21 protein-coding genes and 1 riboswitch are annotated in these 18553 nt (G+C 74.2%); of the genes, 8 read left to right on the forward strand and 13 right to left on the reverse strand.

Annotated elements, in window-relative coordinates; genetic code table 11:
- The 4 genes from H5V45_RS09025 to H5V45_RS09040 form a co-directional block, all read right to left on the reverse strand.
- A complete protein-coding gene (locus H5V45_RS09025; RefSeq protein WP_185252620.1) occupies positions 1 to 1641 on the reverse strand; it encodes an ABC transporter permease in 1641 nt (546 codons plus the stop codon).
- A gap of 7 nt (positions 1642 to 1648) precedes the next feature.
- Positions 1649 to 2731 (reverse strand): thiamine ABC transporter substrate-binding protein, encoded by a 1083-nt coding sequence (locus H5V45_RS09030; protein WP_185252621.1) that lies wholly within the window; start codon positions 2729 to 2731, stop codon positions 1649 to 1651.
- A riboswitch (TPP riboswitch) is annotated at positions 2721 to 2843 on the reverse strand. Its footprint overlaps the gene before it by 11 nt.
- A gap of 26 nt (positions 2844 to 2869) precedes the next feature.
- Positions 2870 to 3736, reverse strand: coding sequence for an RNA polymerase sigma-70 factor (locus H5V45_RS09035; protein ID WP_185252622.1), 867 nt, complete (start codon positions 3734 to 3736; stop codon positions 2870 to 2872).
- On the reverse strand, positions 3733 to 4332 hold the full coding sequence (locus tag H5V45_RS09040) for a carboxymuconolactone decarboxylase family protein (protein WP_185252623.1): 600 nt from the start codon (positions 4330 to 4332) through the stop codon (positions 3733 to 3735). The genes H5V45_RS09035 and H5V45_RS09040 overlap by 4 nt, the downstream gene beginning before the upstream one ends.
- 79 nt (positions 4333 to 4411) lie before the next feature.
- Between H5V45_RS09040 and H5V45_RS09045 the strand changes: the two genes are divergently transcribed.
- Entirely contained in the window at positions 4412 to 5332 is a 921-nt protein-coding gene (locus H5V45_RS09045; RefSeq protein WP_185252624.1) for an alpha/beta hydrolase, read from the forward strand.
- A complete protein-coding gene (locus H5V45_RS09050) occupies positions 5329 to 5820 on the forward strand; it encodes a GNAT family N-acetyltransferase (protein ID WP_343061485.1) in 492 nt (163 codons plus the stop codon). Before H5V45_RS09045 ends, H5V45_RS09050 begins: the two co-directional genes overlap by 4 nt.
- Positions 5821 to 5964: 144 nt before the next feature.
- On the opposite strand, the gene H5V45_RS09055 is transcribed toward H5V45_RS09050, so the two are convergent.
- From H5V45_RS09055 to H5V45_RS09080, 6 genes are all read right to left on the reverse strand, one after another.
- Positions 5965 to 7065 (reverse strand): MBL fold metallo-hydrolase, encoded by a 1101-nt coding sequence (locus H5V45_RS09055; RefSeq protein ID WP_343061486.1) that lies wholly within the window; start codon positions 7063 to 7065, stop codon positions 5965 to 5967.
- Positions 7066 to 7075: 10 nt separating this feature from the next.
- Positions 7076 to 7879, reverse strand: coding sequence for an SDR family oxidoreductase (locus H5V45_RS09060; RefSeq protein ID WP_185252625.1), 804 nt, complete (start codon positions 7877 to 7879; stop codon positions 7076 to 7078).
- Complete coding sequence (locus tag H5V45_RS09065) at positions 7876 to 8964, reverse strand: NAD(P)H-dependent amine dehydrogenase family protein (RefSeq protein ID WP_185252626.1); 1089 nt, start codon at positions 8962 to 8964, stop codon at positions 7876 to 7878. The genes H5V45_RS09060 and H5V45_RS09065 overlap by 4 nt, the downstream gene beginning before the upstream one ends.
- A 154-nt stretch (positions 8965 to 9118) precedes the next feature.
- Positions 9119 to 10315, reverse strand: a complete 1197-nt coding sequence (locus H5V45_RS22630) for an oxidoreductase (protein ID WP_185252627.1) — start codon at positions 10313 to 10315, stop codon at positions 9119 to 9121.
- Positions 10316 to 10334: 19 nt separating this feature from the next.
- Positions 10335 to 10772, reverse strand: coding sequence for a hypothetical protein (locus tag H5V45_RS09075; RefSeq protein WP_185252628.1), 438 nt, complete (start codon positions 10770 to 10772; stop codon positions 10335 to 10337).
- A complete protein-coding gene (locus tag H5V45_RS09080) occupies positions 10769 to 11143 on the reverse strand; it encodes a hypothetical protein (protein ID WP_185252629.1) in 375 nt (124 codons plus the stop codon). Before H5V45_RS09080 ends, H5V45_RS09075 begins: the two co-directional genes overlap by 4 nt.
- A 53-nt stretch (positions 11144 to 11196) precedes the next feature.
- Here H5V45_RS09080 and H5V45_RS09085 point away from each other — a divergent pair, with 53 nt between their 5' ends.
- Complete coding sequence (locus H5V45_RS09085) at positions 11197 to 12009, forward strand: putative protein N(5)-glutamine methyltransferase (RefSeq protein WP_343061487.1); 813 nt, start codon at positions 11197 to 11199, stop codon at positions 12007 to 12009.
- On the opposite strand, the gene H5V45_RS09090 is transcribed toward H5V45_RS09085, so the two are convergent.
- Positions 12006 to 12698, reverse strand: a complete 693-nt coding sequence (locus tag H5V45_RS09090) for a biliverdin-producing heme oxygenase (protein ID WP_185252630.1) — start codon at positions 12696 to 12698, stop codon at positions 12006 to 12008. The two genes, H5V45_RS09085 and H5V45_RS09090, sit on opposite strands and share 4 nt — an antisense overlap.
- A 79-nt stretch (positions 12699 to 12777) precedes the next feature.
- Here H5V45_RS09090 and H5V45_RS09095 point away from each other — a divergent pair, with 79 nt between their 5' ends.
- Both H5V45_RS09095 and H5V45_RS09100 read left to right on the forward strand, forming a co-directional pair.
- Positions 12778 to 13083, forward strand: a complete 306-nt coding sequence (locus tag H5V45_RS09095; protein ID WP_185252631.1) for an STAS domain-containing protein — start codon at positions 12778 to 12780, stop codon at positions 13081 to 13083.
- Between the two features lie 7 nt (positions 13084 to 13090).
- Entirely contained in the window at positions 13091 to 13516 is a 426-nt protein-coding gene (locus tag H5V45_RS09100) for an ATP-binding protein (RefSeq protein WP_185252632.1), read from the forward strand.
- A gap of 34 nt (positions 13517 to 13550) precedes the next feature.
- Here the strand turns inward: H5V45_RS09100 and H5V45_RS09105 are convergent, their stop codons facing one another.
- Positions 13551 to 13892 (reverse strand): STAS domain-containing protein, encoded by a 342-nt coding sequence (locus tag H5V45_RS09105; RefSeq protein WP_185252633.1) that lies wholly within the window; start codon positions 13890 to 13892, stop codon positions 13551 to 13553.
- 140 nt (positions 13893 to 14032) lie between these two features.
- Here H5V45_RS09105 and H5V45_RS09110 point away from each other — a divergent pair, with 140 nt between their 5' ends.
- Positions 14033 to 16294, forward strand: a complete 2262-nt coding sequence (locus tag H5V45_RS09110) for a SpoIIE family protein phosphatase (protein ID WP_185252634.1) — start codon at positions 14033 to 14035, stop codon at positions 16292 to 16294.
- Positions 16295 to 16332: 38 nt separating this feature from the next.
- Positions 16333 to 17154, forward strand: a complete 822-nt coding sequence (locus H5V45_RS09115) for a M55 family metallopeptidase (protein WP_185252635.1) — start codon at positions 16333 to 16335, stop codon at positions 17152 to 17154.
- A 97-nt stretch (positions 17155 to 17251) separates the two neighbouring features.
- Here H5V45_RS09115 and H5V45_RS09120 read toward each other — a convergent pair whose 3' ends face one another.
- Positions 17252 to 18280: an alcohol dehydrogenase catalytic domain-containing protein gene (locus tag H5V45_RS09120; RefSeq protein WP_185252636.1), complete on the reverse strand. Its 1029-nt coding sequence runs from the start codon at positions 18278 to 18280 to the stop codon at positions 17252 to 17254.
- A 44-nt stretch (positions 18281 to 18324) separates the two neighbouring features.
- Between H5V45_RS09120 and H5V45_RS09125 the strand changes: the two genes are divergently transcribed.
- Positions 18325 to 18552, forward strand: a complete 228-nt coding sequence (locus H5V45_RS09125) for a hypothetical protein (RefSeq protein WP_185252637.1) — start codon at positions 18325 to 18327, stop codon at positions 18550 to 18552.
- Position 18553 lies beyond the last annotated feature (1 nt).

An 18553-nucleotide genomic window follows, 5' to 3' on the forward strand; every position in this document is an offset into this window, starting at 1 on the left:
TCAGAAGGCTCCCACGGAGGGCACCCGGAGGCGCTCGACGGCCAGCATCACCACGGCCGTGGTCGCGGCGAGGACGACCGAGGCGGCCAGGGCCATGCCGTAGTTCATCGGGCCCGGGTGGCCGATCAGCCGGAAGATCACGACCGGGACCGTCGGGTGCTCGTCGCGGACCAGGAAGCTGGTCGCCCCGAACTCCCCCAGCGAGGCCGCGAAGGCGAAGCCGCTCGCGGCCAGCAGCGGCTTCCACACGACGGGCAGGTCGACGGTCAGCAGGGCGCGGAGCGGCCCGGCGCCGAGCGAGGCGGCGGCCTGGCGCTGGCGGTCGTCGATCCCGGCGAGGACCGGCACGATCGTGCGGACCACCAGCGGGAGCGCCACCAGGGCCTGGGCGACCGGGACCAGCAGCGGCGAGTCGCGCCAGTCGAAGGGCGGCTGGTCGAGGGTGATGAGGAACCCGAAGCCCAGCGTCACCGCGGAGACGCCGAGCGGCAGCATGAAGAAGCCGTCCAGGCCGGTGCGGATCCGGCGCTCCGCCCGGGTGCGGGAGCGACGGGTCACCAGGACCGCGACCAGCAGCCCCATCGACAGCGACATCCAGGTCGCGTCGAACGCCGTGCGCAGCGAGGTCACGAGCGCCTCGGTCACGGGGACGAGCAGCGCCTGCTGGCTGCCGGTCGTCGTCAGTGCGCGGTAGTTGCCCAGGCTCCAGGCGTCGTCGACGCGGAGCGACCCGGCGACGAGCGTGGCGATCGGGGCGGCCACCAGGAGCAGCAGCGCGGCGGTCGCCGCCAGGGCCGGCAGGTCGCCGCGGCCGGGGCGGCGCGGTCGGGCGACGGCCCGCGCCACCCCCGGGTCGGGCACCGCGCGGAGCCGGCCGGCCAGGACCAGCAGCACGGTCACGGCGACCAGCTGGAGGACCGAGAGCGCGGCCGCGGCCTGCAGGTCGAGGAGGTTGGTGGTGAGCAGGTAGATCTCGGTCTCGACCGAGGAGTAGCGCAGCCCCCCGAGCGTCAGCACCACCCCGAACGCGGTCGCGCAGAAGAGGAACACCACGGTGGCGGCCGAGACGACCGCGGGTCGCAGCGCCGGGAGGGTGACGGTGCGCAGCACCTGCACCGGGCTCGCGCCGAGCGCCGCGGCCGCCTCGGCCGGACGCGGGTCGAGCGACTCCCAGGCGGCCCCGACGACACGGATCACCACCGCGACGTTGAAGAAGGCCAGGCCGGCGACGATCGCGAGGGCGGTGCCGTCGAGGCCCAGGAAGCCCAGGGGCCCCGACTCGCCGAGGAGCTCGCGGAAGGCGACGCCGACGACCACGGTGGGCAGCACGAACGGCACCAGCAGGAGCGCGCGGACGAGGCCGCGGCCGGGGAAGCGCAGGCGGTGCAGGGCGTACGCCGCGGGCAGACCGAGCAGCAGCGACACGGCCGTCCCGGCGCCAGCCGACCAGACGGTGAACCACACCACCCGGTGCACCCGCGGCCGGCCGAGCACCGCGAGCACCCCGCCCGGGTCGAAGCGGCCGTCCGGCCAGAAGCCCCGTGCCAGCATCCCGCTCACGGGCAGCACGAAGAACACGCCCAGCACCGCCACCGGCACGGCGGCCAGGGCGAGCAGGGTGAGCGGCCTCGACCTCAGCATCGCGGGGTCACCGCGAGGTGACGTCGCTCCACTCGCGCAGCCAGTCGTCGCGCTTCGCGGCGACCTCCGCGGGGTCGACGGTGTACGGGTCGGTCGGCTGGACGGCGTACGACGCCCAGGCCTTCGGCAGCGGGGTGCCGTCGGCCACGGGGAAGACGTACATGCTCTCGGGCAGCGCCGCCTGGACCTCCGGGGTGAGCAGGAAGTCGATGAGCTCCTCGGCGCCCTTCGGGTTCGCGGCGCCCTCGAGGACGCCGGCGTACTCGACCTGCCGGAAGCAGGTGTCGAGCAGCGCGCTGGTCGAGGAGGTGTCGGAGCCCTTCGGGACCGTGAAGGCCGGGGAGGAGTCGTAGGACAGCACGATCGGCCGGTCGCCGTTGCCGCCGCCCTGGGTGAAGTCGACCTCGTAGGCGTCCGACCAGCCGGCGGTGAGCTTCGCGCCGTTGGCCATCAGCTTCGTCCAGTAGTCCGGCCACGCGTCGCCGTACTCCGCCACCGTGGCGAGCAGGAAGGCCATGCCGGTCGAGCTGGTCGCGGCACCCGGCAGCACGAAGAGGTCCTTGTAGGCCGGGTCGAGGAGGTCGTCGGTGCTCTGCGGCGGTGTCAGGTCGTGGTCGGCGAACCAGGTGTCGTCGACGTTGACGCACACGTTGCCGTCGTCGATCGGCGTGAGCCGGTGGTCGGTGTCCCCAGCGAGCTCGAAGTCGGACGCGCCGGCCGGCAGGTCCGCGGCGTACGGCGCGAAGACGCCCTCGTCCAGCGCGCGCGAGCCGAACGTGTTGTCCACGCCGAAGGAGACGTCGCCGGTCGGGTTGCCCTTCGTGAGGACGAGCTTGTTGGTCAGCGTGCCGGCGTCGCCGGACGAGCGGACGACCAGGTCGAGGCCGGACTCCTGCTCGAACTTCTTGACCAGCGGCTTGGGCAGCACGAACGAGTCGTGCGTGACCAGCACGACCCGGGTCGGAGTGGCTCCCGGCGACGACGAGCCCGTGTCGTCGGAGGAGCTCTCGCCGATCGCCGAGCAGGCCGAGGCCGTCAGGAGGAGGGCGAGTGCGCCAGCAGAGGCTGTGAGCGCGCGGACGGACGTCATGGTGACTCCCTTCGCCGGTGCTAACCGGAGCAGGTTCGTAGGGTCTGCGGCGGATCCGCACTCTCAGCACGTCGCCCGGGGTCCGGGCGGGGGTGCTCCCCTGTCGTTGTCCGGCCAGCCTACGCCCGGCGGCGCGGGTCACCGGGTCAGGGCCACCAGGGCGTCCAGCCGGGCCAGCTTGGCGGGGTTCCGCACCAGGTAGAGCCCGGTGACCAGGCCGTCCTCGACGAGCATCGTGCCGATGGCGTCGACCTCGCCGCCGACGACCAGCCGCAGCGCCGGCCGGCCGTTGACGATCACCACGTCGGCCTGCGCGTCCTCGGGCGCCACCGCGGCCAGGAAGCGGAGCACCTTGTCCCGCCCCAGGATCGGCCGCAGCGCCGCCTTCTTCACGCCACCGCCGTCGGTCATCAGCACCACGTCCGGGGCCAGCACGTCCATCAGGCTCTGCAGGTCGCCGGTCGCGGTGGCGCCGAGGAACCGGGCGACCACGGCGTCGCGCTCCTGCACCGACACCTCTCCGCGCGGGCGCCGCTCGTCGACGTGGACGCGGGCCCGGTGCGCGATCTGGCGGACCGCCGCCGGCGACTTGTCCACCGCCGCCGCGATCTCGTCGTAGCCCACGTCGAAGACCTCGCGCAGCACGAAGACCGCCCGCTCGGTCGGCGCCAGGGTCTCGAGCACCAGCAGCATCGCGGTCGACACGCTGTCGGCGAGCGCGACGTCCTCGGCCACGTCGGGGGTCGTGAGCAGGGGCTCGGGCAGCCACGGGCCGACGTACTGCTCGCGCCGGCGGGCCTGGGTGCGCATCCGGTTCAGCGCCAGGCGCGTGGTGATCCGGACCAGGTAGGCACGCTCGTCGCGCACGTCCGCGTGGTCGACCCCGGCCCAGCGCAGCCAAGCCTCCTGGAGCACGTCCTCGGCGTCGGCGGCCGAGCCGAGCATCTCGTAGGCCACCGTGAAGAGCAGGTTGCGGTGCTCGACGAACGAGTCGGTGGCGCTCATGCGTCGGAGGCTACGGTGCCGGGCGCGGCCAGCGGCAGCTCGCAGACGTCCGAGTAGCCCTGGCTCTGCAGCCCCGCGGCGGAGTTGAAGCGCGAGCGCATGTTCTCCAGCGCGATCACCTGGGTGAGCTCGACCATGGCGGGCGTGCCGAGGGCGGCCACGAGGCCCGTGACCATCTCGTCGGTGACCGTGAGCGGGGTCGTGCTCATCGCCTCCGCGTAGGCCAGCACCTGGCGCTCCAGCGGCGTGAAGACGTCGGACTCGCGCCAGCGGGGCACCTCACGGACCTTGGCGACGTCCAGCCCCTCGTCGTGGGCGAGGAAGTAGCCGAAGTCCAGGCACCAGGAGCAGCCGATCACGCCGGCGCTGGCCAGCTGGGCGTAGGACTTCAGGTGCGGGTCGAGCTCGTGCCACGTCGCGACCCTGCGCTCGAAGCCGAGCACGGCCCGCATGAGGGGACGGTGGTGCCACACCACGTAGGCGTTGTCGGGGACCTGGCCCCAGGTGCGGCGGGCGTAGGCCTGCATCAGGCGGCCGTAGAGGCCGCTGACCTCGGCCCGGGGGATGCGGAACGTGCTGGTCGTGGTGCTGGGCATGGGGTCCTCCTCGGACGGGACGGTGACGGTGTCGGACACCAGACACCGGCCGGGCCCCGCGTGTGACAGCCTCCCTCCCATGCCGTCGCGCCGTCACCAGCTCCTCGCCTGGGCCGTCCCCCGCCTGCGGAAGTCACGCGACCTCGACACCGAGCCCACCGAGCGCGCCCGCGTCGAGCGCTGGCACGCCGGGCTGGACCGCTCCCGCCTGCCGACCGTGGCCGTGCCGCGCTTCGAGCGACGCTTCGCGGTCGTCACCGAGACGCTGACCGGGCCGGGCGGCGACTTCCCGTCGTACGTCGTGACGCCGCGCGGCGTGCAGCCCACGCGGACCGTGGTCTGGATGCACGGCGGCGGGTTCATGGCGCCGATCGACCCGTTCCACCTGCGCTACGTCACCCGGCTGGCGCGGGCGTTGGGGGCGCGGGTCGTGCTGCCGGACTACCCCCTCGCCCCCGAGCACACGTGGGCCGACTCGCACGACGCGCTGGTGTCGCTCGTGGGGCGGTACGCCGCCGAGGGACCCGTCGTGCTGGGCGGCGACTCCGCCGGCGGCGGGCTTGCGCTGGCCGTCGCCGTGGCGCTGCGCGACCGCGGCGGCGCGCAGCCGACGCACCTGCTGCTGCACTCGCCGTGGGTCGACCTGACGACCAGCACCCCCGAGACGCCGGACTTCTCCGCGCGGGACCCGTGGCTGTTCCTCGGCAAGCTGCACGCGTACGCCGCGTGGTGGGCCGGCTCGTCGTCACCCGCGGACCTCGGGCGGCCCGAGGTGTCCCCCGGGCTGGCGCCCCTGGACGGGTTGCCCGTCGCGCTCATGACGTGCGGCACCCGCGACACCCTGGTGCCGGGCTGCCGCCTGCTGGCCCGCCGGGCAGCGGCATCGACCTGGGACCTGACCTACGTCGAGGAGCCGGACCTGCTGCACGTCTACGCGCTGCTGCCCGGCGTCCCCGAGGCGCGGCGGGCGTGGCGGCAGACGCTGGACTTCCTGCGGTGAGCACTCCGGTGAGCCCCTCGGCGAGCCCCTCGGTGGTCGTGCTCGGCTTCGACGGGCTCGACGTGGCCACGGCGTACGACGTCTGGCAGCTGCGGCAGGCCGTCTTCGTCGTCGAGCAGGCGTGCCCGTACCCCGACCTCGACGGCCGCGACCGCGAGCCGGGCACCCGGCACGTGCTGCTGCGGGAGGCCGGGGCGCTCGTGGGGTACGCCCGGGTGCTGGACGACGGTGGTGTGGGCGAGTGGCGGATCGGGCGCGTCGTGCTGGCGCCGGCGGCCCGCGGCCGCGGGCTCGCGACGCCGCTGATGGAGGCGGCGCTGGCCGCCTGCCCCGCCGGCCGCGACGTGGTCCTCGACGCCCAGGCTCCGCTGGCCGGGTTCTACGGCGGCTTCGGGTTCGTCGTCGACGGGGCGGAGTTCCTCGAGGACGGGATCCCGCACGTGCCGATGCGGCTCAGTGGGCGGGCAGTTTCACCGGGTACCCGGTGAAACCGGCGCTCCTGTCGGGGAGTTCCGTGACAGGAGCGCCAGTTTCGTCGGTCGACCGACGAAAACTCCCGCCAGGACGTCGAAGCTTCACCGTCCCCCCGGGAGTTCCAGCGGTCGACCGATGAAACTCCCGCGACAGCTACGTCACCCACGCCCGACGGCGGCGAAGAGCACCCCGGCGGGCGTCTCCTCACGGGTGGCCTGACCGCGGGCGACCAGCAGCTCGAGGTGCGCCTTGGTCTCCATGCTCGCCATCCCCTGGTTGGTCACGTCGAGGGTGTCGAAGGCCCGCTCGTGACGCGTCCAGCCCAGCGTCCCGGCGACGTCGTACGCCGTCACGGGGCCGGCAGCGAGGCCCGCGAGCGACTGGGTGAGCCGCGACTCGTGGAAGGCCAGCAGCTCGTCCACGCGGGCGTGCGAGGAGGGGGCGACGGGCCCGTGCGCCGGGAGGATCCGCAGGTCGGGCAGGGCGCGGACCTTGGTCAGCGAGGCCATGAAGTCCCCGAGGGGCTGCGGCACGGGAGGGAACGTGAAGCCGATCGACGGCGTGATCGTCGGCAGCACGTGGTCGCCGGCAAACAGCAGCTCGGCGGCCCGGTCGGCGAAGACGAAGTGGCCGGGGGTGTGGCCCGGGGTGTGCACGGCGTCGAGGGTCCGGGTGCCGACCCGGATCTCCTGGTCACCGTCCAGCCACTGGTCGGGGTGCGCCCACAGCGCGGGGTCGGGCAGGTCGCCGCCGACCTGGTCCCACTGCTCGGCCAGCTCGAGCGCGCCGGCGCTGACGAGGACGCGGGAGAACGGGTTCTCGGTGAGCTCCCCGGCGTTGAGCAGGGTGTCGAGCGCGGGCCGCTCGTCGGCGCCGAGCGCCACCGGGATGCCGTGCTCGGTCCCCAGCTGGCGGGCCATCGTGTAGTGGTCGCGGTGCACGTGCGTGACCAGGAAGCGGCGGATGTCGCCGAAGCCGGAGCCGATCGAGCGCAGCGAGGTGTCCAGCAGCTCACGCGCCTCCGGGATCGCCCAGCCGCCGTCGATCAGGGTCAGGCCGTCGTCGGTCGCGACGACGTACACGTTGATCGCCTTGAGCCCGTCCATCGGCAGCGGCAGCGGGATCCGGTGGATGCCGTCCGCGACCGGCCACGCGCCGGGGTCGCTCCAGTGCCGGCCGGAGTCGGGGGAGATCGCGTGCCCGGTGCTGATGCCGGCGGTGCTGGCACTGGTGCCGCTGCGGGCGGTGGAGGACGTCACCCGGACGACCCTACGGCGCGACGTCGGGGAGGTTCAGGTCGAGGTTCGGCGCCTGGATCCCGCCGTCGACCTCGAGCATCTTGCCGGTGACGTACTGCCCGGCGCGCGAGGAGAGGTAGAGCGCCGCCGCCGCGATGTCCTCGGCCTCGCCGACCCGGCCCAGCGGCGTCTTGGTCTCGAGCTGGTCCATCATCTCGGGCACCCCGGCCACGAACTCCAGCGCGCTGGTCATCACCGACCCGACGAAGATGCCGTTCACCCGCACGTGCGGCGCGAGGTCGGCCGCGGCCAGCCGGGCCCAGTGCGCCAGCGCGGCCTTGGCGGTGCCGTAGGCCAGGAAGCCCCGCCCCGACGCGCGCCCCATCATCGAGCTGATGTTGACGATCGACTTCTGGCCGTCGCCACCCCTCAGCATCAGCGGGACGGCCGCGAGCGACAGCGCGTGCGCGGTGCTGACGTTGAAGTGGAAGGCCTCCTCGAGGTAGGCCACGTCGGTGTCGAGGAAGGCGTTCGGGATCGTGCCGCCGACGTTGTTCACCACGGTGTCGAGACGGCCGAACTCGTCGTACGCCGCCTGCGCGAGCCCCGCGACCGCGTCGGTGTCGCTGAGGTCGGCCGGGACCACGAGCGCGCGCCGACCGGTGGCGCGGACCTGCTCGGCGACCTGCTCGAGCTGGGCCGCGGTCCGCGACGAGATCACCACGTCGGCGCCCGCCTCGGCGAAGGCGATCGCGGTGGCCGCCCCGATCCCGCGACCGGCCCCGGTGACGACGGCGACCTGGTCGGTGACGGCGAAGCGGTCCAGGATGCTCATCGGGCGACCAGCCCGCGGCCGGTGACGAGCGGCAGGTCGAGCGCGGTGACGAGGCCGCCGGGGCTGGCGACCACCGCGGGGACGGCGTTCACGAGCCGCTGGGCGGTGACGATCATGCCGGAGACGTTGTGGTCGCCGTGCTCGCCGTGGTGCACGAAGTCGCACTGCATGAACGGCTCACCGGTGATGACGACGCGGTAGCACCCGCCGCCCTCCGGCGGCTGCGCCCACTCGGGCACCTGGTCGACGGCGGTGCGGGTGACGTGCTCGAGCACGACGCGCGGCACCCCGTCGACCTTGCCGATCACCTGGAAGCGGACGGCTCCCATCGTGCCGGCCTCGATGTCGACGCTGACGGTCGTCGTGTCGACCTCGGCGGCGCGCCGGTCGACCTCCTCGGTGAGGGGCTCGTCCAGGACCAGGTCCAGCCCGGCCGCGATCTGGCGGACCACGCTGCCCCACGCCATCGTGAGGATGCCCGGCTCCCAGAGCATCGGGCGGTGGTCGAGCGGCTTGCCGAAGCCGTAGATGTCGCGCATGACGACGGGCTGGAAGTACGTCGAGTAGTCGGCGATCTCCATCACCCGGACCTCGTCGATCCGCTGCGACAGGCTGGTCAGGCTGAGCGGCAGCACGTCGTTGGCGAAGCCCGGGTCGATGCCGTTGACGTGCAGGCTCGCCCCCGTCCGCTCCCCCGCCGCCCGGAGCCGCTCGAGCATCTCCGGCGGCAGGATCTGGTCGGGCCACTGCAGCAGCACCGGCCCGCTGCTGACGACGTTCACCCCGGCCTCGACGAATCCGAAGAGGTCCTCGATGCACTCGAAGACGCGGTCGTCGGCCATCGCCGTGTGCACGATGCAGTCCGGCGCGAGGGCAAGCAGGGCGTCGCGGTCGTTCGTCGCCACCACCCCGAGGTCGCGTCCGAGGTCCGCCAGCCGTCCCGCGTCCTGGCCGACCTTCTCGGGGTTGCTCACCCAGACCCCGACCAGCTCGAGCGCCGGGTTGAGGTCGATGCCGGCGATCGCGTGCCGCCCCACCGTGCCCGTGGACCAGACGACGACCTTCAACGGCTGCGGGGAGATCATGACCGGCAATCTAGAACACGTTCTAGGTTTGCGGAAGGGTCGCGAGGATGTGCGGATTGGTCACCAACCGCACGTCCCGGGGCCCCCGAACGTGCGGTTGGTGACCAAACCGCATGCCCGGACCCGCGGCCAGCCTGCCGTTCCTGACCGAACGTCAGCGCCCGACACCACCGGCCCCGAGCGCCCCCTCGGCGATCACGGGACACCGGGTGCCGGTGTAGATCGTGGGCATGCACCGGTTGCAGTGGATGCAGACGCCTCCGTCGGCCGAGCGGGCCGCGAGCCGGTTGACCAGGTCGGGCTCGCGCAGCAGCGCCCGCCCCATGGCGACGAACTCGAAGCCGTCGGCCATCGCCTGCTCCATCGTGTCGCGCCGGTTGATGCCGCCCAGCAGCATCAGCGGCAGCCCCACGGCCTCCCGGAAACGGAGCGCCTTCTCGCGGAAGTAGGCCTCCTCGAAGGGGTACTCCTTGAGGAACGACCGGCCCACCGTCCGCATCCCGACCCGCACGGGCAGCGGCATCGCGGCCGCGAACTCCTTGACGGGCGCGCCGCCGCGGAAGAGGTACATCGGGTTCATCAGCGAGCTGCCGCCGCTCAGCTGCAGGGCGTCCACCGTGCCGTCCGCCTCGAGCAGCCGCGCGAGCGCGATGCCCTCGTCGGTCGTGACGCCACCGCGGAAGCCGTCGCCCACGCTGACCTTGGCGGTGACCGCCACCTCGTCGCCGACCTCGTCGCGGACGGCGCGCGCCACCTGCCGGGCCAGCCGGGCGCGGTTCTCGAGCGGGCCGCCCCACCGGTCCTTGCGGCGGTTGAGGCCGGGCGCGAGGAAGCTCGACACCAGGTAGCTGTGCGCCATGTGCAGCTCGAGCACGTCGAACCCGGCGCGGACCAGGGTGCGCGCGGTCGCGACGTACTGCCCCGTGATGCGGGCCAGGTCCGCCTCGGTGGCGGCGCCGACCATCTGCATCGACAGCGGGCTCGGCATCCGGCTCGCACTGAGGGCGCGTACGCCGTTCGAGCGGCCGTTCGCGACCGGGCCGGCGTGCCCGACCTGGCCCGCGATCGCGGCACCGCTCGCGTGGATCGCGTCGGCCAGCCGTGCCAGCCCGGGCAGCGTGTCCTCGCCGACCACGATCTGCTCGCGGTGCGTGCGCCCCTCCGGCGCGACGGCGAGGTAGGCCACCGTCGTCAGCCCGACACCCCCGTCGGCCACCGCCCGGTGGTAGTCGATCAGCCCGTCCGTCACCTGCCCGTGCGGCGCTCGGCCCTCGAAGGTCGCGGCCTTCACGGTCCGGTTGCGCAGCCGCACCGGACCGAGGGTCGCGGGCGCGAAGACGTCGGGGGTCACGCCCCGACTGTAACGCGTTCTAGTTCTGCGGGAGCGAGCGCTGGCGCCGCAACCACACCAGCCCGAGCACCGGCAGGATCGCCGGCACGAAGCCGTAGCCGATGCCGTAGTCCGACCACACCGACGCGTCGGGGAACCACGCCCGGTGCACGAGCGAGAGGGTGCCGACGGTCAGCACCCCGGCGAGCTCGACCCAGAGCATCACGCTCGCGAAGCCGGTCCGCCCCACCGAGGCGCGGCGGATCGCGACCCAGCCGGCGGCGTACGTCAGCGCGGCGACGGCCGAGAGCGCGTAGGCGACCGGCGCGCGGCCGGGATCGGTGGCGAGCTGCACGGCGCTCCGGGCCCCCGCCGCCAGGGTGAACAGCGCGTAGAAGGCCAGCAGCACGCGGTGCGGGCCGGTGCGGGCCGTGCCCTCGCCCGGCGTAGGCGTCGTCGCGGGAGTCGGGGCGCTCATCGCAGCGTCATCTGCAGGCGGACGGCGATCACGGTGACGGCCAGCGCGGCCACCGTGATCACGGCGTTCGACCAGCGGCCGCGGTCGTCGGCCACGGACTGCATCGCGATCGGCAGCACGCACACGGAGGCGACCAGGTAGCCGACGTACGCCGACTGCTCGGCCGGGTGGTCGCCGCGCAGCATCACGCCGAGGCCGGCGACCGCGCGGATCACCAGCAGCGCCTCGAGGATCCAGACCCCCTGGTCGAGCACGGCGGGACGCGGCACCGCCGCGACCGCCACGGCGAGGGCGGCCAGGGTGACGAGGGCGGCGTACCCGACGGCCACGTAGGTGAGCTGGTCGAGAGCCGTGTGCGGGAGAGGCGGCATGGGACCATCATCGACCACGTCCCCGCCGCCCCCGCAGCCCCTCCCGGAGCCCCGTGCCCGACTCCCTGCCCGACCTCGTCCCCGACCCCGCGCTCGTCACCCGTCTCCGCGCGGCCGGGTGCGTGTACGCCGAGGACGAGGCCCGCCTGCTCGCGGCGGCGGCGACCTCGGCCGCCGACCTGGAGCGGCTCGTGCTCGCGCGGGTCGCCGGCTCGCCGCTGGAGCTGCTGCTCGGGTACGCCGAGTTCTGCGGGCTGCGCGTCGCGGTGGCGCCGGGCGTCTTCGTGCCGCGGCAGCGCACCGCCCTGCTCGTCGACGAGGCCACCGCGCTGCTGCGACCGGGGGCCGTCGTCGTCGACCTGTGCTGCGGCACCGGGGCGATCGCCGCGGTGCTCGCCGGGCGATCCCCGGACCTCGAGGTCTGGGCGGCCGACGTCGACCCCGACGCGGTGGCCTGCGCCCGCCGCAACCTCCCGCCGGCCCGCGTCCTGGAGGGCGACCTCTTCGCCGCCCTGTCTCCGGGGCTGGCCGGCCGGGTCGACGTGCTGGCCTGCAACGCGCCGTACGTCCCCACCGACGCGATCGCCCTGATGCCGCCGGAGGCACGGGACCACGAGCACCGTGTCGCGCTGGACGGCGGCCCGGAGGGGCTCGACCTGCACGCACGGGTCGCGGCCGGGGCGCCGGCCTGGCTGGCGCCCGGCGGCACCGTGCTGATCGAGAGCAGCGACCGCCAGGCGACGGCCACCGCCGCCCTGCTCGGCGCGGCGGGGCTCACGACGCGGGTGGTGAGCGACGACGAGACCGGCGGCACCGTCGTGATCGGGCAGCGGCTCGAGCCGGGCGCACCCGCCGACGAGGTCTAGCGCCGGAGCGCCACCCGCTGCTCGTCGTCGTGCAGCGCGGCGACCTCGTCGAAGACGGCCCGGTTCAGGCGGAAGGCGACCCGCGCCTCGGCCACGACCTCGTCCTGCTCCGCGCGAGTGAGCGCGATCGCGTCGAGCCGGTCGCGGTAGCCGCGCTTGTAGGGCACCGGCTTCGGGATGGCCGCGAAGTCGTAGAACGCCAGGCCGCCCCGGTCGAGTCCGTGGCGTGCATATCCACGGCGCAGCGCGTCCGCGAGGATCCGGCCGCCGGACAGGTCGCCGAGGTAGCGGGTGTAGTGGTGGGCCACCAGCAGGTGCGGGCGCCGTCGGGCGGCGTCGATGCGGGCAGCGTACGCCGTCGCGGCGCTCGACCCGGACGCCGTGGACGGGCCCTGGGTCGACCCCGACCAGTGCGCGACGTCCGCGTCCAGGGCCGCGGCCCGCCGGAGGTCCTCGTCGTGGACGGCGGCGAGGGCCGGGTGCGCGCGGTGGTCGTGGACCGCGGCCTCGAGCGCTCCGTAGACGGCGCGGAGCCGGCGCAGGTAGGCGGCGTACTGCCAGGCGGGCGCGCGGCCGGCCACCAGGTCGGTCACGAAGCCGCTCGACTCGGCGTCCTCGTGCTCGGCGCGGGTCCCGTCGCGCAGCGCCGCCGAGAGCGGGGTCGTCGCCGCGGGCACCGAGCTCGTCATGGGCGGAACGCTACGGCACCGGACGGACGGCCCGCGTCCCGCCGCGACCACGCTCCCGGGCAGGGCTATCCTTCGCGACGTGAACGAACTCATCACCTCCTCCTTCGACGAGGACACCGCGGTCCTGACCGTCCGCGGCGACATCGACGAGACCGCCGGCGTCGAGCTGCGCGACGAGATCACCACCCGCTCGCAGCAGTTCACGCGGACCATCTGCGTGGACCTCAGCGCCGTCGACTACTTCCCGAGCCTCGCCGTCGGCGTGGTCGCAAGGGCCCGCAGCCAGGCGACCAAGAACGGTGTCGCGCTCGACCTGGTCGCCGCCGAGGACAGCATCGCCGGACGGGTGCTCACCGTCTGCGGCATCGACCACGCGACGGCCTGACCCCTCCATGACCGATCGGGCGGGCGCGACGGTCGGGCCCGAGCCCCGCTCCGAGGTGCACGGCCTGCCGTTCTCGACGACGAGCAACCGGCGCGCGCGCGACCTGCTCGCGGCGTTCCTCCGGGACTCGCCGCTGGCGGCCCACGTGGCCCAGGACGCCGCGATCGTGATCGGCGAGCTCGTCGCGAACGGCGTCGACCACGGACGCCCCGACGGCCACAGCGGTCTCGAGGTGTCCTGGCAGCTCGACAGCACCGGGCTGCGGCTGAGCGTGCTCGACGGCGGCGGCGGCACGAGCGCGCCGCACGTCGTGGCCGCGAGCGCCTACGCGGCGCGCGGCCGCGGGCTGGCGATGGTGCAGGCCCTCTCCACCGCGTGGTGGGTGGACACCGACCCGGGCACCCGGGTCACCGCGGTGCTCGCGCTGGGCTGAGGAGCCCCGTGCCCCGCGCGGGGACGGCCGGAGGTCAGGCCGGGACGTCGGCGTCCGGCGGGTCCTGCTCGTCGTCGACGCCGTCGCGGTAGGGCAGGGCGCACACCATCAGCACCCGCTGGGCCACGCTGCCGCGGCGGGCGACGAGGTCGAGCCCGCCACCGGCGCGCAGGGCCGAGGCCAGACCGCGGGTGAGGACGCCCACGGCGACGCTGGGGAGGTAGTCCACCTCGCTGAGCTCGACGGTCAGGGTGCGGCCGGCGGTGGTGCCGTGCTCGGCCAGCAGGTTGCGCAGCGCGATGATGCCGTAGTCGTCGATGTCGCCACGGACGCGCAGCATCCCGTTGTCAAAGGTCGCTTCGAAGGTACGGTCCACCCCCTGAGCCTAGAGGTCCGCGGCTGCCGGGTTAACACCTCGTGGGGTGAAACGGTAGACAATGGCCCTCCCGCCCCCGGTGCGGTCCGTTACCGTGGGTCCGAACCGGTCGTGGTGACCGGCGTCCCTGGAGGAGTTGCATGTCGTCGGTCTCGGGTGCCCAGCACACCCCGGCGTACGCACCGGCCGACCTCACCAACTGCGAGGACGAGCCCATCCACGTCCCGGGCGCGATCCAGCCGCACGGGCTGCTGCTCGCCGCGGACCCGGACACGCTGGTCGTGGCGGTCGTCTCCGCCAACGTCGAGCAGCTCGTCGGCGTCCCGCTCGGCACCGCCGCCGGTCGGCACCTGTCCGACTTCGTCGGCGTGGACATCGCCGACGACGTACGCCGTCGGGTGCGCGAGCGCGCCTTCAGCGAGCCGCTCATCGTCTTCCTCCCCGAGGACCTCCCGGGCGAGTACGCCGGCCGCGAGATCGACATCTCGCTGCACCGGTCCGGCACCCGCCTGGTGATCGAGCTCGAGACGGTCGGCCGCCCCCGCTCGGTGATGCTGACCTACCAGTCGGCCCGCGCGGCGATGGCCCGCCTGTCGGCCGAGACCAGCGTCCTGGGCCTGGCGCAGCAGCTGGCCCGCGAGGTCGCGGACCTGACCGAGTTCGACCGCGTCATGGTCTACCGCTTCGACGAGCAGTGGAACGGCGAGGTGATCGCCGAGCAGCGCCGCGAGGACCTCAACCCGTTCCTGGGCCTGCACTACCCGGCGACCGACATCCCCGCGCAGGCCCGCCGGCTCTACACCGTCAACTGGACCCGGCTGATCGCCGACGTCGCCTACGCCCCGGTCCCGCTGCACCCGCTGGTCGACCGCGCCTCCGGCACGCCGCTCGACCTGTCCCACTCCACGCTGCGCAGCGTGTCGCCGATCCACCTCGAGTACCTCCACAACATGGGGGTCGGCGCCTCGATGTCGATCTCGCTCGTGCAGAACGGCGAGCTCTGGGGGCTGATCGCCTGCCACCACTACTCCGGCGCGCACCGCCCGAGCCAGGACGCCCGGGCGGCCGCGGAGTTCCTCGGCCAGGTCGCCTCCCAGCAGATCGCCGAGCGCGACCGCACCGACGCCGGCCTGCGGGCCCTCGTGACCAGCGAGGTGCTCTCCCGCACCCTGGCCCGGGTCGCCTCGGCGCACGGCCCGCTCCTCGACGCCCTCGTGGACGACCCGGAGATCCTGAGCCTGGTCGACGCCAGCGGCCTGGCCCTCGCGGCCGACGGCCGGCTGCAGACGCGCGGCGACGTCCCCTCGCCCGAGGCGCTGGCGGTGATCGTCGAGAGCCTGCTGGCCGTGGCCGACGGCGGCGTCGCCCACAGCGACCACCTCACCGAGCTCGACCCGCGCCTGGCGTCGTACGACGACCTCCCGGCGGGCGCGCTCGTCGTCTCGACCGCCCCGGACCGCTGGCTGCTGTGGTTGCGCCCCGAGCTCGAGCAGACTGTCGACTGGGGCGGCGATCCCAGCAACAAGCGGCTCGCGTCGGCCGAGGGCGCCGACGTGCGGATCTCCCCCCGCAAGTCCTTCGAGAAGTGGCGCGAGGTCGTGAGCGGCCGCAGCCGCCCGTGGGCGCCCGAGGACATCGGTGCCGCGGAGTCCCTGCGCACCCGGATCACCGGCATCCAGCTCACCCGCTCGCACGAGCAGATCCAGGTCGCCGAGTCTCTCCAGCGCAGCGTGCTCGCCGAGCGCGCCCCGCGCATCGACGGGCTCGAGGTCGCCGTGCGGTACACCAGCGCGGCGTCGTACCAGCTCGGTGGCGACTGGTGGGACTGCGTCCAGCTCGACGACGACCGCGTCGCCTTCGTGATCGGCGACGTCGCGGGGCACGGCGTCGAGGCGGTGGCCGCGATGACGCAGGTCCGGGCCGCGCTGCGCGCCTACCTCCTGGCCGGCGAGGACATCGGTCCGACCCTGGACAAGCTCGACCACTTCGTCGTCGCCCTGGTCGACGACCAGATCGCCTCGGCGCTCGTGGTCGTCGTCGACCGGAAGAACCGCCGGATCGAGGCGGCCAGCGCCGGCCACCCCGCGCCGATGCTCCTCGGCGCCGCTCCCGGCGACGAGCTGCGCCCGACCGCGCGACCGGTCCTCGGTCTCGGCGCCGGAGAGGCGACCACGGTCTCCCTCGAGGTGCCGGCCGGCACCACCTTCGTGATGTTCACCGACGGCCTGGTCGAGCGCCGCGGCGCCGACCTCTTCGACAACCTGCGGCTGCTGCGCGAGGCGGCCGGCGACGGCCCCGCCGCCGGCGGCGACGCCCTCGAGGCGTGGGTGGACGACCTGCTCGGCGTGATCCCGGACCGCGGCGGGGACGACACCACCGTGGTCGCCGTCCGGCTCGGCTGAGCGGCGACGTCGTACGCCGTGGGGCTAGCCTCGCGGGCGTGAAGGTCTTCCTCTCCTCCGACATGGAGGGCACCGCCGGCGTCGTCGACTGGTCCCAGTGCCTGCCCGGCGAGCCCGAGCACGCCTACTACCGCGGCCTGCTGCTCGGGGAGGTCAACGCGGCCATCGAGGGTGCCCGGGAGGCGGGCGCAACCGACTTCCTGGTCAACGACTCGCACTCGTCGATGCAGAACCTCCGCCCCGACGAGCTCGCCGGCAACGCGCGCTACCTGTCGGGGCGCCACAAGCCGCTCTACATGATGCAGGGCCTCGACGCGTCGTACGACGCCGTGCTGCTCGTCAGCTACCACGGCTCGATGGCGACCTCCTCGACGCTCTCGCACACCTACAACCCGCGCGCGATCGCCGAGGTCCACCTTAACGGCACCGTCGTCGGCGAGAGCGGCATCAACGCCCTCGTCGCCCAGGCGCACGGGGTCCCGGTCGTGCTCGTGACCGGCGACGACGTCACGGCGACCGAGGCCCGGGCGGTGCTGCCGGACATCCGGACCGCGGTGGTCAAGACGTCGGTGTCCCGCTTCGCCGCCGAGAGCCTGCACCCGCACGAGGCGCAGGCCCTGATCCGCGAGGAGGCCCGCCTCGCGGTCGCGTCGCTGGCCGACGCCCGGCCCCCGCAGGTCGCCCTGCCGGCCACCCTGCAGGTCCGCTTCCGCAACCCCGACCTGGCCGAGATGGCGACCTGGGTCGCCGGCGTCGAACGGGCCGGCAACGAGCTGGTGACGATCACCGACGAGGACCCGCTGGCGCTCTTCCGTCGCTTCATCACCGTCGTGCTGCTGACCCGCGGGATCGCCGAGTAGCCCCCGCCCATCTGCAGATGCGCCGACTCGGCGGTCCTGGCGTCTGCAGATGCGCCGACTCGGCGGTCCTGGCGTCTGCAGATGCGCCGGCTCGGCGTCAGGGGCGGATGACGGTGATGCCGCCGGCTCCGCTGCCGGGCCGGCCGAGGTCGGCCAGCCGGGCGGGGGCCTCGTCGAGCCCGATCGTGCCCGTGACCAGGCGCTGCGGCGCGAGCGTGCCGTCGGTGACGAGCGCGAGCAGCTCCGGGTAGGCCGCTGCCGACATGCCGTGGCTGCCGAGCACCTGCAGCTCGCGGGCCACGACGTCGCCCATCGCCACGGCGGGGGTGGCGTGCTCGCCGAGCAGCAGCCCCACCTGGACGTGCCGCCCGCGCGGGCGCAGGCAGGCCAACGAGTTCGCGAAGGTCGCGGTGCTGCCGAGCGCGTCGAGCGACGCGTCCGCCCCGCCGCCGGTGAGGTCCACCAGTGATCCCACCTCGTCGGCGGGCACCGGCTCGCCGCCGAGCTCGGCGACCAGGGCGAGCGACTCCGGCGCGACGTCGACACCGAGCACGCGGGCGCCGCGCGCGAGGGCCACCATCACCACGGAGAGGCCCACGCCCCCGCAGCCGTGCACCACCACGGTCTCGCCGGCGCGCACGTCGGCGACCTGGGCGACCGCGCGGTACGCCGTACCGAACCGGCAGCCGAGCCCCGCCGCCACGTCGGCGGAGACCTCGTCGGGGATCCGCACGAGGTTCACGTCGGCCCGCGGCAGGGCGACCAGCTCGGCGAACGACCCCCACTGCGTGAAGCCGGGCTGCAGCTGCCGCTCGCACACCTGCTGGTCGCCCCGCGCACAGCTCCGGCAGGCCCCGCAGGCCAGCACGAACGGCGTGGTGACGCGGTCCCCGACCCGCCAGCCGGTGACGTCGGGACCGACCTCCGCGACCGTCCCGGCCAGCTCGTGGCCCGGCACGTGCGGGAGCGGGATGTCCGGCTCGTGGCCCACCCAGGCGTGCCAGTCGCTGCGGCACAGGCCGGTGGCCGCGACCGCGACGACGACGCCGTCAGGTGGGCAGCCGGGGTCGTCGACGACCTCGACGGAGGCCGGCCGGGCGAACTCGTGGACGACGACGGCGCGCATGGCGCCAGCACACCACGGGCCGGCGGGGGTGACAGCATGGGGCCATGCCCCGACCGCTGCTGCTCGTCATCGCCCTCGACACGATCGGGATCATCGGCGTGCTCGTCGCCGGCTTCGCGCACCAGCAGGGCGACCGGACGCTGATGACCGTCGGGATCGCCGTCACCGCCGCCTGCGCGGTGGCCGGCGCGCTCACCCTGGTCGCGTGGTCGCGCCGCAAGCGGCAGGTCGCCGACGGCGACGGCAGCGGCCCCGTCGTCCGCGAGCTCTGAG

The organism is Nocardioides luti (assembly GCF_014212315.1).
In the GTDB taxonomy this organism is placed as follows: domain Bacteria; phylum Actinomycetota; class Actinomycetes; order Propionibacteriales; family Nocardioidaceae; genus Nocardioides; species Nocardioides luti.